Raw genomic sequence first — 15,208 nt, forward strand, 5'->3', positions numbered from 1 at the left:
CCTATTTGGGATGCGCTGGATCATAGCAGAAAATATATGATAATTTTAGATATGTATTTAACGATGTTATCCGTTATATTGGGTGGTATATTGAACATGCTTTTTGTAAAAACAAATTTTTATAAAAAGTATAAATATCCGATTGACTGTAACAGAAAATTCAGGGATGGGAAAAGGATATTTGGAGACAATAAAACATGGATAGGTATTGTGTCCATGATTGTCTGTTGCATCTTATCTCAGGTATTTATAGGTTTTATCTGTAATGCTTTCAATATCAATAATCATAACCAAATCTATCGTTTTTATGAAAATAAAGTAGGGGTTAATGTTTTGACAGGATTTTTGTTCGGCTTTATGTACATGTTGTTTGAACTGCCAAATTCATTTATAAAAAGAAGATTGGATATTGAATGTGGAAAAACAAATACAAATATAATAGGAAAATTATTCTTTGTCATAGATCAGATCGATTCCCTCATAGGAGTCATGCTGATTTTAGTGATATTTGCTAAAATCTCCTGGAAACAATACTTTGCGTATATTTTCATTGGTGGATTCACTCATATTATGGTAAACTTATTTTTATACAAAATCAAAGTCAGGAGAAATGTATGAAAAGGGAAAAGAAGTTATTCATCGGATGCTTTAATAAATCGGTTATTTTAACGTACATTGGAGTTATTTTTGCCCTTGCAGGCATTTTTATATTAATAGATTTACAGGAAGCGGAGCAAATGAACCTTGTGATGTTTTGTCTGATCATTTCTGGTCTGTGTGATTTGTTTGATGGCTTTATTGCCAGAAAATGCAACAGAAATGAAACACAAAAAGCTTTTGGAGTTCAGATCGATACATTATGCGATATTATCTCATTTGTTATATTTCCGTCGATTCTTTTGTATAAAATGGCATTTCAGCATCATTCTCAGATGGTATTTACGGTTTCTATCGTGATGATTATTTTATATGTTTTGTGTGGTATTACCCGGCTGGCATGGTTTAATATATTAGCCAATGCCGGAAGTAAAACAACTTATTATCAGGGTGTACCAGTTACATATATTTCGTTTGTTGTCCCTGTTTTTTATGTGGGCATTCAAAGAATTCCCTTCCTGATGCGCAATATAAATGATATATTTGTGATCCTATATGGTGTTATGGGATTTTTGTTTGTGGCGAATTTGAAAATAAAAAAACCATCAGGAAAATGGTATGTATTTTTTTCGGTCGCTGCGATTGTCACAGTGGTATTACTTTTTATTTAGTGGTGGTTATGGTTAAAATTTATCATAGAGACAGTAAAAAACTGATAGAAGAAAAAGAATATCAGGAAGAGTTATTGATTTTTTTATATAAAACAGTGATAGGAAGAAGCTTATTAAAGTTATTTGTTGCCAGACCATGGTTCAGCAATTTAAGAGCAAGATATCAGAAGAGCCCTGAATCAAAAAAAGATATTTTGCCGTTTGTAAAAGAATATCATGTAGATATCTCCGATTATAATATTGATCGCTTTGACAGTTTTAATGATTTTTTTACAAGGAAAAGAATGTATGGAACGACAACCCGGTCAAATGAATTGATGGCAATTGCTGACAGCAAATTATCTGTTTATAGAGTTGATGAAAAACTGAAATTGAATATAAAGAATTCTATTTATGAATTAAAAGATATTATTCAACAGAAAGAAATTGCTGATTTATATAAAAACGGATATGCTCTTGTGTTCAGGTTAGCGGTGAATGACTATCATCGTTATGTATTTTTTGATGATGGTGAATTAATTTCTTCTGAATTTATAAAAGGTGAATTGCATACCATAAGGCCTGTTTCTGAAAAATATAAAGTGTATGCCAGAAACAGCAGGGTTGTGAATGTCATGGATTCAAAATCGTTTGGTATCATTACGCAGGTTGAAATAGGTGCTTTACTTGTGGGGAAAATTGTCAATCATAATACTCATATGTTCAGCAGGCTGGAAGAAAAAGGTTATTTTGAATATGGTGGTTCTACTATTGTAATGTTTTTTCCACCCAATATCATGATAGATGAAGATATATTAAGACAATCTCAGGCGGGATATGAAACTCAGGTTTTCATAGGTGATAAAATCGGACAAAGAAAGGAATAAAGAGCCATGTTTGCTGCATTAAAAAGGTTAAATATTTATCAAAAAGAAATGTATCCAATCATTTCAAGATTATTATTAGGATATTTGGTGTTTGGTGAAATTTATTTTATCATTCTGTTAAATCATGGAATTATAGATGTGAAGTTTGGGATACAGGAACTGGTTTGTGGATTTACAGTATTTAGTTTTCTGTTCTGGCTTAGGATCGCAGATGATTTTAAGGATTATGAACTTGATTGCAGATTATTTAAAGAGCGGCCATTGCCTTCTGGAAGAGTGACGAAAAAGGATTTGGGTATTTTTATAACAATATTAATCGCTATTACTCTGGTCTTAAATTTTATTTACATGAATAATTTTTTGTTTTGTGTTTTATTATATACCTACGGCTCCTTCATGGCGGTATGGTTTTTCCAAAAACATAAAATTGCGAAATCATTACCTCTGGCTTTAGTTACGCATAATCCTGTTCAGATATTTATCAATCTTTACATAGTATCATTTACAGTTATTAAATATCAGCTGCCATTTTTTGATCTGACGAATATGCTGGCATTGCTGACTTTGTATTTTCCAGCTTTGATCTGGGAAGTTTCAAGAAAAATAAAAGCTCCTGAGGAGGAGACGGAATATGTAACATACAGCAAACTTTTTGGATACAAAAAAGCAGTTAATTTCGTATTTATTGTTACATGGATTGATATTTTTACAAATTTTGCTTTAGTCTGGAATTTAAATAAATGGTCAGTGCTCGCACTGTTACTCAATGTGTTATGGTGCAGCTGGAAATTTGTTGAATTTAAAAAGAATCCTACCAAATACAAAATTGTAACAAAAGTAGAAATGTATACGTATATTCAGGAATCACTGATGATTCTAACCATTATCCTGTACATTATCATGCATAGGTAAACTTGGAGAAAAAATGAAACACAGAAATTTGGAAATTTTGAGAGAACATTATATCAACGTTCCTGATTTTATTGTTGTTGACGGTAAAGAGGAATTGGATCTCAGTTTTTCAAAAGAGGAATTGTTTGCAGTCCGCTCCTCTTTTGAGGTGGAAGATAATGATGAGAACAGTTTTGCAGGACAGTTTGATACTTTTTTAAATATAAACAGAAGGGATGTTTCTTTTTATATTGATAAAGTAAAAGAGAGTTATAAAAAATTAAATATCACGAATACGGCATCAAAAGTAATTGTCCAGGAAATGATACAGTCAGATTATTCAGGTGTTATTTTCACAGCAAATCCAACTGGAATTTTAAATGAAATGGTTATTGTAGCTGGGGAAGGATTAGGGTGCAATATCGTTGAAGATAAAAATTTCCACAACAACTTATTATTACAATGTGGATGACAAAAACTATTACTTTGAAAATGAAAACATATTAAATAAAAATATATTAAATGACTTAATTGAAATTGCTGTCAAAATAAAAAAAATTTTTACAGAAAGATATGGATATTGAGTATGCAGTTAAAGATGATAATGTCTACATTTTACAGGCAAGACCAATTACAACTTTAAAATACAGTAAGACGGTCATTTTAGATAATAGTAATATTGTTGAGAGTTATCCGGGAATCTCGCTGCCGTTGACTCAGAGTTTTGCAAAGCAGATTTATGCAGATGTTTTTAAACATTGTATTTATCACTTATCCCAAAAGGATAAAAATTTAGTGGACGGTATGTCAGATCATTTAGATCATATGCTGGCATGCACAAATGGAAGAATTTATTATGATATCAATAATTGGTATCTGATCATCAAGTTATTACCATGCTCAGACAAATTAATTAAAATATGGCAGGAAATGTTAGGGGTTGAGAATAAATATGTAAATGATGAAAAGATACCTGTTACATTTTTAACGAAAATAAAAATTGTGATTTCATTCTTGCATTTTTTAAAATCAACTCCCGGATCAATGGAAAAATTGAACAGAAAATTTGAGGCTGATTTAATAATTTTTAAGGAGCAGGTTCAATCTCAAAATTCGCTTCAGGATTTATTAGATACCTATAAAGTGATAGAAACGGCAATTTCCAGTGACTGGTATATTACACTGATCAATGATATGTATACTTTTATTTATACAGGACTTTTATCGAAAAAAGAGAAGGAGCAATTAAATGATATTAAGAACCTTGAGAGCATGAAGCCGGTCATGGCTCTTAATATGCTGATTCATGTTTATAAAAAAGAAAAAAAATCGAATCGGTTTAATAAATTATTTGAGCAATATATTGAATTGTATGGCGACAGATGTCTGGGCGAATTAAAGCTTGAAACACAGACTTACAGAGTGAATCCGGATTTGTTATTGGAGTATATTCAAACACAAAATGAGACCAGTCTGAACAAGACAAGTGAAAATATGAAAGAAAATAGAAAGTTAAAGAAAGCAAAACTTGGCATTTATAACAGGGAAATCTCAAGATTAAACAGAACCAGGATTTTTGGGCTGGCAAGAAGTATTTTCCTGAAAATTGGTGAAATTCTGACCGCAGAGGGAAAATTAGAACATAGAGAAGACATTTTTTATCTGTTTTTGGATGAGATTAACGAAAAGGATTCTTATATTGGACTGGTAAAGGCGAGAAAAATTGAATATAAAAAAATGAAAATATTCCAGCTTATAGCAGGCTGGTTTACGCAGATGAAATCGTTGAAAAACATTTTGAAAATATCAGTATGATAAACAATCATGACAATTTATTTGGAATAGGTTCTTCGATGGGAATCGTGGAAGGGGAAGTGATTGTTGTAAAAGAAGCTGATTCCAACCTAAGCGTTAAAAATAAAATTATAGTCGCAGAATCGACAGATCCGGGATGGGTATTGCTGATCAAGGATGCGAAAGGGATTATTGTAGAGAGAGGTTCTATTTTAAGCCATACGGCGATCATTACAAGAGAACTGAAAAAGCCTTCTATTGTAAATGTTAAAAATGCAACAGGGCTGCTCAAGAACGGAGACAGAGTGCAGTTAGATGCATACAAGGGAATTGTAAGAAGAATAGATGGAACTTTATAAATGGAGAAGCATATGAACTATAAAGTGATTTATGGAAAAAACGATCTGGTATATACAGGTTTTTTGGCATTACCCGGCAAATTATATCAAAAGAATGAGCTGACACAGGATTATGATACAGAATATAAACTATTACATGAAAAACACACCTTAAGTAAATATTTTAACATTACACCTTTTGTTGTAATTGATAAAAACAGCCAGATGCCTGTTGCGCGATGTATGTTGACATATTATCCGGAGGATGATGTCGCATATTTTGGCTTTTTTGAATGTATCGGACAGCAGGAAATAGCAGAACAATTGTTAGATACTGTTTCAAAAAAAGCCAAAAAGGATGGAAAAACGAAATTGTCAGGTCCTGTGGATGCTTCTTTTTGGATAAAATATAGATTGAAAATTAATTTGTTTGATAGAATTCCGTATACAGGGGAACCGTATAATAAAAATTATTATTATAAATTACTCTCGGATTGCGGGTTTGTAGTACAAAATCATTATACATCTAATATTTATCCTATTATAGATATGGATTATTATAACGAGAAATTCGAGAAACGTTATGAACAATTTCTGAATAAAGGTTATGAGATCAAAAGCCCTGCGAAGAAGAACTATCCATATATCATGGAAAAAGTGTATGAACTGATCATGGATTTATACAGTGATTTTCCGGCTTTTAAGTATATTGAAAAAGAAGATTTTATGGATATTTTCGGCTCTTATAAATACATATTAGACTATGATATGGTTAAAATTGCTTTCTATAAAGAAGAAGTTGTTGGATTCTTTATAAGTGTTCCGAATTATGCTAATTTGCCTTATAAATTAAATGTCAGAAATTTTTTTAAAATTCTTCAAATAAAAAATAAACCGGATGAATATGTGATGCTTTATATGGGAGTAGATAGAAGACATCTGGGATTAGGGAATGCATTATCTAATGTTATTACAATGGAATTAAAGAATAAACATGTTCCGAGTATTGGTGCATTAGTAAGAGATGGTAAAATCACACAGAGTTATGCAAGTGAATTAATTCGGGACAGATATGAATATGTATTATTGGAAAAGAAGCTGTAAGGAGAAAAAGGTATGGTCAGTGTATTTCAGGAAACATGGAATGAAGGAGAGGCAAAAGGTATTATTGAAATGGGGCATGATTTTGGACTTTCTGAGGAGGATATTTTAGCAAGACTTCAAAAAAAGTTGAATGTTTCACTACAAAAAGCACAGGAATATATTTCCGCATATAAAAAACAGAACGCATAAGAAAAGATAAACAGTTACAAAAAGGGCGTGTGAAAAAACGAGAGTTTTTTCATTCGTCCTTTTGCTTATAGTTATAATAATAGCTATATTACATAAAAAAGGGTATAGTTCCCCTTACCCCATAAGAATAATATTATGAAATCTTATGCGGCAGCTGCAACTGTTTTCTGTTTGTTGTGATATTTATAAAGATTGTGTCCGATAGAAACGAGAAATACTTCAAGCAATACAGATTTTATTCCTCTTCGGACAATTCTTTTGTACCACCGGTCGTTTTTCATGATACCAAAGGTACCTTCTGCCTGAATGGATCTGTTCATCCTTAGAAACGCTCCCTGGATGCTTTCGAGATTTTCTATCACTTCCTGATGCATCGCTGTAAGTTCGCGGTTGATCCGTACAGTACGGTTTTTATCTGTCTTTTTACATTGTTCTGCACTGGATCACAGATGTCCAAATAATCTTGAATTAGCATTGGCAAAACTGCCTGTTTTGGGTTAGAATAGATTATGTTATTATTTTTTTCTACAAGTTAATTATAACAGAAAGAAAGACCTTGAGTTCATTATAAACTCTTGGTCTTTCTTTTTTTCGGGACTATTCTTTTTTCACAGTCCCTTTTTGTTGTTTATGAATGTTAATTATCCGAGGGCATCAGTGTATTAAGAAATGTGAGTAATGCATCCTTTTGCTTTGGAGAAAGCTGATAAATGCGGCAGATCAGAGGATCATCTAGCAGGGAAGAGGTATCATCATCAAAAAAATCTTTTAAGGAAATATTTAGTGCTTCACAGATATAGGATAAAAATTCAATCGTTGGATTTTTGTTGCCAAGTTCAATATCTCTCAGATAGCTTTGGGAGATACCTGCTAAATTTGCCAGTTTATTTACCGAATAATTCTTTTTCTTTCTGTAATATGTTATTTTTTCTCCTATGTTCATAAATATATCCCCTTTGTTTCACAAACGGATTTCTAAAGTCAAATAAAATATGCCCAGAAGAAGAAAAAATATTCTGCATCCTATATGGGCATACGTTATCAAAGTAGCAAATAAAATTGAATTAAATTACAACTATAGATATTGACAATTATATCTATAGAGATTAAAGTGAATATAAATAAAGGTAAAAATGGGGTGGAACATATGATTTTAAAAATTGCTATTGCAGATAAAAATAGTGAATATATTCGAAGAATCCTAAATGTATTAGAAACTTATGGAGATATTGATGTATCTGTATTTACAGATGAAAAATCACTTGAAGGAGCATTGGATAATAGAAAATTTGATGTACTTTTATTTGATGAATCTATCGTACAGGGAATAGTGATTGAAAAAAAAGACATGCTTTCCATTCTTCTTTTAGATGAGAACACTGGAGTAGATGAATCATTTCTGGATTTCAAGAAGATTTATAAATATCAGAGAGTAAGTAAAATCTATCAACAGATTTTGGAAGCATATTCTGAAGTGTGTGGTGATACCGGTAATATTATAGGTCAGAAGGCAACATCTGTTGTATCATTTTATTCTCCGATCGGAGGATGCGGAAAAACAACGCTTGCGTTGATAGCAGCCACAAAGTATGCAATACAGGGATACCAATGCTTATATCTTAATCTGGAAGAGATAGGATCACAAAGTTTTTATCTGCCTCAAAGTGATGCAAAGGGATTGTCAGAAATGGCAGCCAATTTAGGAGAAAACATTAATTTTACAATGAAGCTGCAAAGCCTGATACAGAAGAAGCAGGACAGATTGTATTATCTGGCTCAATTTCAAAGCCCAAATGATCTTTATGAACTTTCAGAAGATGAGGAGAAAGAACTGATAGATGTCATATGTAATACAGGACTTTTTGACATTCTGGTAATTGACATGGGAGTAAGTGTTAATCAGAAGGCATTGGCATTATTCGAATTGTCAGACAAAATTCAGGTGATTGAGAAACCGGATGTGATTTCTATGGAGAAAATGAAGTGTTTTTATCGGCAATCCCATATTATCAATGCGTATGGAAATAAAATGTCACGTACGGTTAATTTTTATAGAGGAAAAGATAATATTGTGGAAACAGATATTCCGATAGTTGGAAGAATTAATGTTACGCAAAACCCTGATCCAACACAATTCGTAGAAGCAATGGCAAAAGATTCCTGTACAAATTATCTGTTACAGATGATATAAGGTGGAAAAGAGTGAGGTTATGAAAGATTATTTTACAGAAGAAATCGGCGAAATAAGAAAATTTGTAGTAGAAGATCCGACATATTCTGAATTATCAGATGAAAAATTAAGAGAACGGATCAGCAATATGCTGGAAAGAAGAATGCATCAGTGTGAATTAGATGATGAGGAGAAAGCGTCTTATTATTCATCCATTTCATTTAAGGCAAAAAAAGGTCTTACGGATGCAGTGTTTGAATCAATTCGTGGGTTGGGAATCCTTGGCAAGATTATTAGTGATAAATCGATCACTGAAGTCATGATCAATGGTTATGATTGTATATTTGTTGAGAGAAATGGAAAACTGTCACGTATTCCGGATAAATTTGAAAGTGCAGACAATTTAAGAAATATTATAACAAAGTTTGTACAGGATATGGGTAGATCCATTAATGAAAGTAATCCGATTGTAGATACAAGATTAGAGGATGGATCCCGTGTAAATGTTGTGCTTGATCCAATAGCTTTAAATGGACCAATTGTTACAATTCGTCGATTCCCGGAAGAGGGAATGACCATTCAAAAGCTCATCGGATATAAATCTATTACATCAGAAGCAGCCGTTTTTTTGGAAAAACTGGTCAGGGCAAAATATAACATTTTTATAAGTGGAGGAACAGGTTCTGGTAAAACAACATTTTTAAATGCTTTGTCAAATTATATCCCCTCGGATGAACGAGTGATCACAATCGAAGATTCGGCGGAACTGCAGATCCGTAATATTCCAAATCTTGTTCGTCTGGAGACAAGAAACGCAAATTCGGCAGGTGTGGGAGCAATCACAATCAGAGATCTGATCAAATCTTCACTTCGAATGCGTCCGGAACGTATTGTAGTAGGTGAGGTTCGTGGTGCAGAGGCATTGGACATGCTGCAGGCCATGAATACAGGGCATGATGGAAGTTTGTCTACCGGTCATGCCAATTCTGCTTATGATATGTTGAGCCGTCTGGAAACTATGGTGTTAAGCGGTGAAGCGGGATTGCCGTTAGAGGCAATCAGACAGCAGATTGCTTCCGCAGTTGATATTATAGTTCATTTATCGAGAATGAGGGATAAAACAAGAAAAACAATGGAAATTACGGAAGTGATTGGAATGGAAAATGGAGCAATTATTTTGAATCCACTTTTCAAATTTGAGGAAGATGAAGACTCTACAGTTCGTAAGGTTTCAGGATCCTTAAAACGTACCAATAATAAAATGGTTCATCCTGATAAATTTATCGCAAGTGGAATATATGATTACCTGGAAGAATAAAAGAGGAAAAACGAATGAATAAGATGCCATACTATAATCAGTGCAGTATGAAAAAATGGGAACATATCCTTATGTATTTTTTGTTTGGAATATTAATTTCAGGCATTGTTTATTTGTTTTATCATATTGTGCCAGTCTCGGTTGTCATAGGCTTTTTGACAGCGGTCTATGTTGAAAAAATGTATGCGGAAAGTACCGTAAAAAAGAGAAAAAAGACTTTGCGGCTCCAGTTTAAAGATTTTTTGGGTTCTATGAGTGTTGCTGTGAGAGCAGGAAATGTAGAGATATATGCTGTGAAATCAGCTTTAGATGATTTGAGATTATCTTATAGCAGTAAAGCAGACATTGTGCTGGAAGTAGAAAATATGATACTCCAATACGAAAAAGGTGGTATTCCATTAAAAGAATTGTTTGAAGATTTTGCAGACCGGAGTGAACTGGAAGATATACACAGTTTTGCAGCAGTCTATTCCGTCATTGAAGGAAAAAGTGACAGATTTGGCGATATCCTTACACAGACAGAAGAAATCATACGGGACAAAATAGAGATTGAACAGGAAATTGAGACAACTATCATATCAGCAAAGTCAGAGACAATGGTCATGCTGATTATGCCGATTGTTATTGTGGTAGCAATGTCCGGTATGGGAAGTGGTCTATTGGATTCATTGTTTACAACAGCCGCAGGTCATCTTAGTGCAACCATCGCACTTATCATTTTTGCAGTGTCTTATATTCTGGCGGTAAAAAGCAGTGATATTGAGGTGTAGGAGGCAGATATGATTTTATGTATGGCAGCAGCGACTGTATTTTTTGGAGTTTTTGCATATCTGTATTTAACGGCAGGAGAAGAACTGTCTGAGACGTTGACCGCAAGTTGTATGGAGATACAGCAGGAGACGATCAGGGAGACACAGATAGAAATGCTTGGATTGGCTGCGCAATTGCAGAAAGACAGTCAGTTTATAGACAGAAAAAAGATAAAACAGGGACAGAAACTGAAAAAAAAGCAGGATGAGGCAAAAAAGCAGTTGGAATTATTGAACATGGGAAAATTAAACGTTCTGGATACAGTGCCACTGGCTGGGTATCGTCTTATACAGGTATTGACATGGGATGCTACGAATGATTTAGTGAAAAAACTCAATCAGAAATGTATGCAATTTAAAGAGAAGAAAGAAGCAATCCATTATACATATTATCTGCTTGCAACTTTGATAGGAAATATAATCCTTGGCATGGCAGGATTGTTTGCCGGAATAGCAATTGGATTGGCAATGAATATGGGAATGAGAAGCTTTTTGATAGGGATTGTCATATTTGTTATTTTTGGTTTACTTGGATATATTCCATATGACAGCGTAAATGCAGTCGTGTCGAAAAGGCAGGAAGATATTGAACGGGAGTTCCCACAGGTAATATCAAAAATGACATTGCTTACAGTTGCAGGAATGGAAGTGAGTCAGGCATGGAGACTTGCAAGCGCAAGTGGAGAAGGAACGTTATATAAAGAGATGAAACGTGTGCTGGTTGATTTTGATAATAATGTATCTCCTGTAGAGGCATATTCAAAATTTATTTCAAGGTGTAGCAATACCTATACAACAAAACTTGCAACAGCCATTATACAGAATATTTCAAAAGGAAATTCAGAAATTGTTACTCTTTTCCGGCAGCTGAATGATGAAAGCTGGCTGGAACATAAGCACAATGCAAGACGCATGGGAGAAAAAATACAGTCAAAGCTTCTTCTGCCGACGATGCTTATGTTTGGTGGAATTATAATTTTGATTATTGTTCCGGTCATGAGTGGCTTCAATTTTTGATCATGACGGATAATAATATATTTTTTACATGAGGAGGAATAGGAAGATGAGAACATTAGACAGATTATATATTGGTGGAAAAACCAGAATGGCACAGTTTATCAATGGGTTAAAAAGGGATGAGTCCGGTGTATCATCCATTGTGGCAACAGTACTTTTAATTTTGATCGTAGTGTTATTAACAGCTATATTCTGGGATAATCTTCAGAAATGGTTTGAAGATATCTGGAAGAGAATTTTAGGTGAATCCATCTAGGAAGAAAATGACCAATTCTGTATTCGAAAGAATGACAGTTATTAGAAAAGCGTTTGAATTTTGGAGGGCATAATATGAGGCAGTTAATAAAAAGTGAAAAAGGGACAGCGATAGTTGAAGCCACGATGCTGCTTCCTTTCTGCATACTTATGGTGCTTGCTTTATATTATGCCTCCATATTTGTATGCCAGAAAGCAAATTTACAGGCAAATGTGGAAAATGCATTGATTTATTATAAAAATGTGGATTCAGACACCTATGTTCATGCTTCGGATGCGATGTCATATCAGAAGAGCGGCAGTGTAACTACTGCAAATGGAAGCAGTTATGCATCCCCAACTTATGAGCAGCCTTATCGTTTTCTCGGAATGAAATTCGAGAATGCAAAGTTCGAAAGGTTTTTCAGATCCATGTGTGGATACATGTTTTTTGACACAGGTTCTAATGTAAAACTGACAACTTCTACAAAAAATTATGTTGTATACAAAGAAGTTAAGGCGACTGCAACGCAGACAGTAAAACCGGCAATCAGTCTGTCGGTGATCGGTGTACCGGATTCTATGAAAATATCGTGTACATCGACTGTTGTGATCTCGAATGCAGATGATTTTATACGCAATACAGATTTTGTTTTTGACATTGTAGAGGATACAAAACTGGGGCAGGCTGCAAGCGGACTTGTGGATAAAGCAAAAGGATTTTATGAAAAATTCAAACAAAAATTTGGTGTCAGCTAGGAGGCATATATGCAGAGGTTGTTTAAGACAGTAAAAGGTTCCATAACCGTTCTGGTTACACTCATTTTGGTGCCTACTATTTTTTTTACCGGGTTTATGGTCGATCTTGCAAGAATTAAATTATATGGAAATCAGGCTGTGATGACGGCAGATAATTACGGAGAGACGGTGCTTACGCAGTATGACAATCTGTTGAAGGAATTGTATGGGCTGTTTGCGGTCACACAGGATGACAAAGCTTTAAATAATTTAGATAAATTGCAGGGGTATGTCAGCAGTTCTTTTGATCCGGCACAGAATAATATTTCGTGGGAACATTTTGAAGAAGTACAGGATTATCTGGGAATGAATACTTTAGATGGCTTCATGCCTTATCAGGATGCAGATATAACATTGGAAAAAGAATTTATCCCGGAATCACATCTCTCGAATCATGCAGTTTTGGATACGCAGATTGGGGATTTTATGAAGTTTCGTATTGCACAGGGACTATTGGATGATGGAACTGAACTTATAGATAACATATCGCAGATACAGAACAAAGAGAATGATGGAAAGGCACTTGATAAGAAACTGGAATTAGATAATGAAGTGGAGGAGTTATTAAAAATTGCACAGAAATATTATCTTGAATTAAAAGATATAAAAGCGTACCCGGATTATATCGATGGGATCAATGATGCTTATATGCTGTGTGATGCCGGTTTTGAAGAAATTATTAATTCGGATGCCTATATGCATTATAGGGATTATGTGCTGGCTGATGAAAATGAGATAAATGTAGCATTGGAAAAGCGCAGTCATAATGAGGAAGATGAAGAAAATGCAGTAGAATTGACGGAAGAAGAAACGGCGCTTCTGCAAATATATGACAATTATATAAATGATACAGAGGCACGAAAAGACAAATTGTCGGATCAAATGGATGCCTATATTCTCCTGATTGAGGATGCAAAAAACAGTTCCGATTAACGTTACAAATTATCCTGATAAAATACGTGATTTAAAAGAGTATGGAGATCAGATGAATGCGAAGAAGGAAACAATCCAGACACTTGAGGCAGAACTGAAAGGTATTCTAAATTCACAGGATATTACAGATTCCTTAAAAAAAGGAATTGAAGAGCAGTTAAAAAAAGTGGATGAACTTTTTTCACAGTTAGAATTATATCCACAAATTGCTTCCTATATAGATGAGAATGACACAGCTCAGAATCGTTCTTATGATTCTGAAACGGATGACATAATAGAATGTGAGAAGAAGCAGAAAGAATCTCTGCTGGAAGGAAAGGATTATGAGGAAGAATTAGCCAGTCCTTTGGATGTAAATAAATGGAAAAAGTTTGAGGATGTTGTAGAATATGCAACACTATATAATTCATTGGAAAAAACTTTTGAGGGTGAGGGAGACGATTCTTCTGCGAAGTCAAAAAAGAAAGAAGCAGAAGAATTAACGGAAAAACAGCAGAATGAATTGAAAGAGAATGAACCGACAACAGCAAGGGATATTCCAGAAGAATTTGGATATGGAAACAGGGGTGTCGGTGGAACATTTAAAATAAAAGATCTGATCAGTAGTGCAGCAGATTTATTTAAAATTAACAGTTTTAAAAATGTAGCAAATAAACTATTACTGAAAGTATATACGGTGGAATATGACTTTGGAATGTTTTCAAGCAGAACTACAAACGTAAAAGAAACAGAAGCAAAAGCACAATCATTGACGGGATATGAGATGAACCGCAGACTTAATTACCTATATCAGGCAGAACTGGAATATTTGTTAGGGGGTTCAAATTCATCATCAGACAATTTGAATGTTGCCAGAAATAAAATTTTGGCAGTACGCTCCATCTGTAACTATACATCCACATATAGCATACCAGAGATTAACAGTGCGATTGTCAGTATTTCGGCGTCAGCTTATGTAATCAATCCGATTCTCGGGCTTACAGTTGAAAATGCGCTGCGGTGCACTGTTGCAACAGCAGAAACAGTTGCTGATTGGAAATATCTTACAGAAGGAAAAAAAGTTATTCTGACAAAGAACAAAATTCAGGATATGAACGCATTGTCCGTATTTGAAGGTTTACTTGGACTTGATGTGCAGACAGTCGAGCAGGATAAAGGAATGGATTATGATCAGTATCTGAAAATTATGTTGATTTTTCTCACTACATCAGACCAGCTGACGCAGAGAACCGGTAATCTGATCGAACTGAATGTGAATGCTGCTCAGATAAAACTACAGGAAGATGATACGTTAACGGAATTAAATTTTAAATTGGACAATGCATATACGGCTGTAAACGCTTCATGTAGCGTCAAACTCGGTTTTGTAGTCATGCCGGATCAATTTGCAAAGCAGATGATAGATGGTGGAACGTATCAGAGTCTGACCGAGTTTGAGAAAAATGGATACAAATTTACAGTGACAAGAGGGTATTAAGG

Annotated in this window: 18 protein-coding genes and 1 pseudogene; 17 read left to right on the forward strand and 2 right to left on the reverse strand. The window is 34.2% G+C overall.

The window, feature by feature from the left end; genetic code table 11:
• Positions 1-36: 36 nt before the first annotated feature.
• The 9 genes from ROSEINA2194_RS09970 (at position 37) to ROSEINA2194_RS21090 (ending at position 6,450) form a co-directional block, all read left to right on the forward strand.
• Positions 37-618, forward strand: coding sequence for a CDP-archaeol synthase (locus tag ROSEINA2194_RS09970; protein ID WP_044927587.1), 582 nt, complete (start codon positions 37-39; stop codon positions 616-618).
• On the forward strand, positions 615-1,268 hold the full coding sequence (locus ROSEINA2194_RS09975) for a CDP-alcohol phosphatidyltransferase family protein (RefSeq protein ID WP_007886327.1): 654 nt from the start codon (positions 615-617) through the stop codon (positions 1,266-1,268). Before ROSEINA2194_RS09970 ends, ROSEINA2194_RS09975 begins: the two co-directional genes overlap by 4 nt.
• A gap of 8 nt (positions 1,269-1,276) precedes the next feature.
• Positions 1,277-2,134, forward strand: coding sequence for a phosphatidylserine decarboxylase (locus ROSEINA2194_RS09980; RefSeq protein ID WP_044927588.1), 858 nt, complete (start codon positions 1,277-1,279; stop codon positions 2,132-2,134).
• Between the two features lie 6 nt (positions 2,135-2,140).
• Positions 2,141-3,046, forward strand: coding sequence for a UbiA family prenyltransferase (locus ROSEINA2194_RS09985; RefSeq protein WP_007886330.1), 906 nt, complete (start codon positions 2,141-2,143; stop codon positions 3,044-3,046).
• A gap of 13 nt (positions 3,047-3,059) precedes the next feature.
• A complete protein-coding gene (locus ROSEINA2194_RS19745; RefSeq protein ID WP_007886331.1) occupies positions 3,060-3,497 on the forward strand; it encodes a PEP/pyruvate-binding domain-containing protein in 438 nt (145 codons plus the stop codon).
• A gap of 101 nt (positions 3,498-3,598) precedes the next feature.
• Positions 3,599-4,840: a PEP-utilizing enzyme gene (locus ROSEINA2194_RS19750; RefSeq protein WP_007886333.1), complete on the forward strand. Its 1,242-nt coding sequence runs from the start codon at positions 3,599-3,601 to the stop codon at positions 4,838-4,840.
• On the forward strand, positions 4,837-5,178 hold the full coding sequence (locus tag ROSEINA2194_RS19755; RefSeq protein ID WP_007886334.1) for a PEP-utilizing enzyme: 342 nt from the start codon (positions 4,837-4,839) through the stop codon (positions 5,176-5,178). The genes ROSEINA2194_RS19750 and ROSEINA2194_RS19755 overlap by 4 nt, the downstream gene beginning before the upstream one ends.
• A 12-nt stretch (positions 5,179-5,190) precedes the next feature.
• Positions 5,191-6,261 (forward strand): hypothetical protein, encoded by a 1,071-nt coding sequence (locus ROSEINA2194_RS09995; protein ID WP_044927613.1) that lies wholly within the window; start codon positions 5,191-5,193, stop codon positions 6,259-6,261.
• Positions 6,262-6,273: 12 nt separating this feature from the next.
• Entirely contained in the window at positions 6,274-6,450 is a 177-nt protein-coding gene (locus ROSEINA2194_RS21090) for a hypothetical protein (RefSeq protein ID WP_007886336.1), read from the forward strand.
• A gap of 143 nt (positions 6,451-6,593) precedes the next feature.
• On the opposite strand, the pseudogene ROSEINA2194_RS10005 reads toward ROSEINA2194_RS21090, so the two are convergent.
• Both ROSEINA2194_RS10005 and ROSEINA2194_RS10010 read right to left on the reverse strand, forming a co-directional pair.
• Positions 6,594-6,887 (reverse strand): annotated as a pseudogene (locus ROSEINA2194_RS10005) (transposase); the annotation flags it as partial.
• A 200-nt stretch (positions 6,888-7,087) separates the two neighbouring features.
• Positions 7,088-7,393, reverse strand: coding sequence for a helix-turn-helix domain-containing protein (locus tag ROSEINA2194_RS10010; protein WP_007886338.1), 306 nt, complete (start codon positions 7,391-7,393; stop codon positions 7,088-7,090).
• A gap of 204 nt (positions 7,394-7,597) precedes the next feature.
• Between ROSEINA2194_RS10010 and ROSEINA2194_RS10015 the strand changes: the two genes are divergently transcribed.
• The 8 genes from ROSEINA2194_RS10015 (at position 7,598) to ROSEINA2194_RS21095 (ending at position 15,206) form a co-directional block, all read left to right on the forward strand.
• Positions 7,598-8,641: a P-loop NTPase family protein gene (locus ROSEINA2194_RS10015; RefSeq protein WP_147350251.1), complete on the forward strand. Its 1,044-nt coding sequence runs from the start codon at positions 7,598-7,600 to the stop codon at positions 8,639-8,641.
• Positions 8,642-8,660: 19 nt separating this feature from the next.
• Positions 8,661-9,938 carry a TadA family conjugal transfer-associated ATPase gene (locus ROSEINA2194_RS10020; RefSeq protein WP_044927619.1) on the forward strand — a complete coding sequence of 426 codons (1,278 nt, stop codon included), beginning with the start codon at positions 8,661-8,663 and terminating at the stop codon, positions 9,936-9,938.
• Between the two features lie 14 nt (positions 9,939-9,952).
• On the forward strand, positions 9,953-10,708 hold the full coding sequence (locus ROSEINA2194_RS10025; protein ID WP_044927591.1) for a type II secretion system F family protein: 756 nt from the start codon (positions 9,953-9,955) through the stop codon (positions 10,706-10,708).
• Positions 10,709-10,717: 9 nt separating this feature from the next.
• Positions 10,718-11,764, forward strand: coding sequence for a type II secretion system F family protein (locus tag ROSEINA2194_RS10030; protein ID WP_044927592.1), 1,047 nt, complete (start codon positions 10,718-10,720; stop codon positions 11,762-11,764).
• A gap of 46 nt (positions 11,765-11,810) precedes the next feature.
• Positions 11,811-12,020 (forward strand): archaellin/type IV pilin N-terminal domain-containing protein, encoded by a 210-nt coding sequence (locus ROSEINA2194_RS10035; protein ID WP_044927594.1) that lies wholly within the window; start codon positions 11,811-11,813, stop codon positions 12,018-12,020.
• A gap of 74 nt (positions 12,021-12,094) precedes the next feature.
• Complete coding sequence (locus ROSEINA2194_RS10040; RefSeq protein WP_007886348.1) at positions 12,095-12,757, forward strand: hypothetical protein; 663 nt, start codon at positions 12,095-12,097, stop codon at positions 12,755-12,757.
• A 9-nt stretch (positions 12,758-12,766) separates the two neighbouring features.
• Positions 12,767-13,729, forward strand: a complete 963-nt coding sequence (locus ROSEINA2194_RS10045; RefSeq protein ID WP_007886353.1) for a hypothetical protein — start codon at positions 12,767-12,769, stop codon at positions 13,727-13,729.
• A gap of 52 nt (positions 13,730-13,781) precedes the next feature.
• Positions 13,782-15,206: a DUF5702 domain-containing protein gene (locus tag ROSEINA2194_RS21095; RefSeq protein WP_172727088.1), complete on the forward strand. Its 1,425-nt coding sequence runs from the start codon at positions 13,782-13,784 to the stop codon at positions 15,204-15,206.
• The last annotated feature ends 2 nt before the right edge of the window (positions 15,207-15,208 follow it).

Source organism: Roseburia inulinivorans DSM 16841 (genome assembly GCF_000174195.1).
Classification (GTDB): Bacteria; Bacillota; Clostridia; order Lachnospirales; family Lachnospiraceae; genus Roseburia; species Roseburia inulinivorans.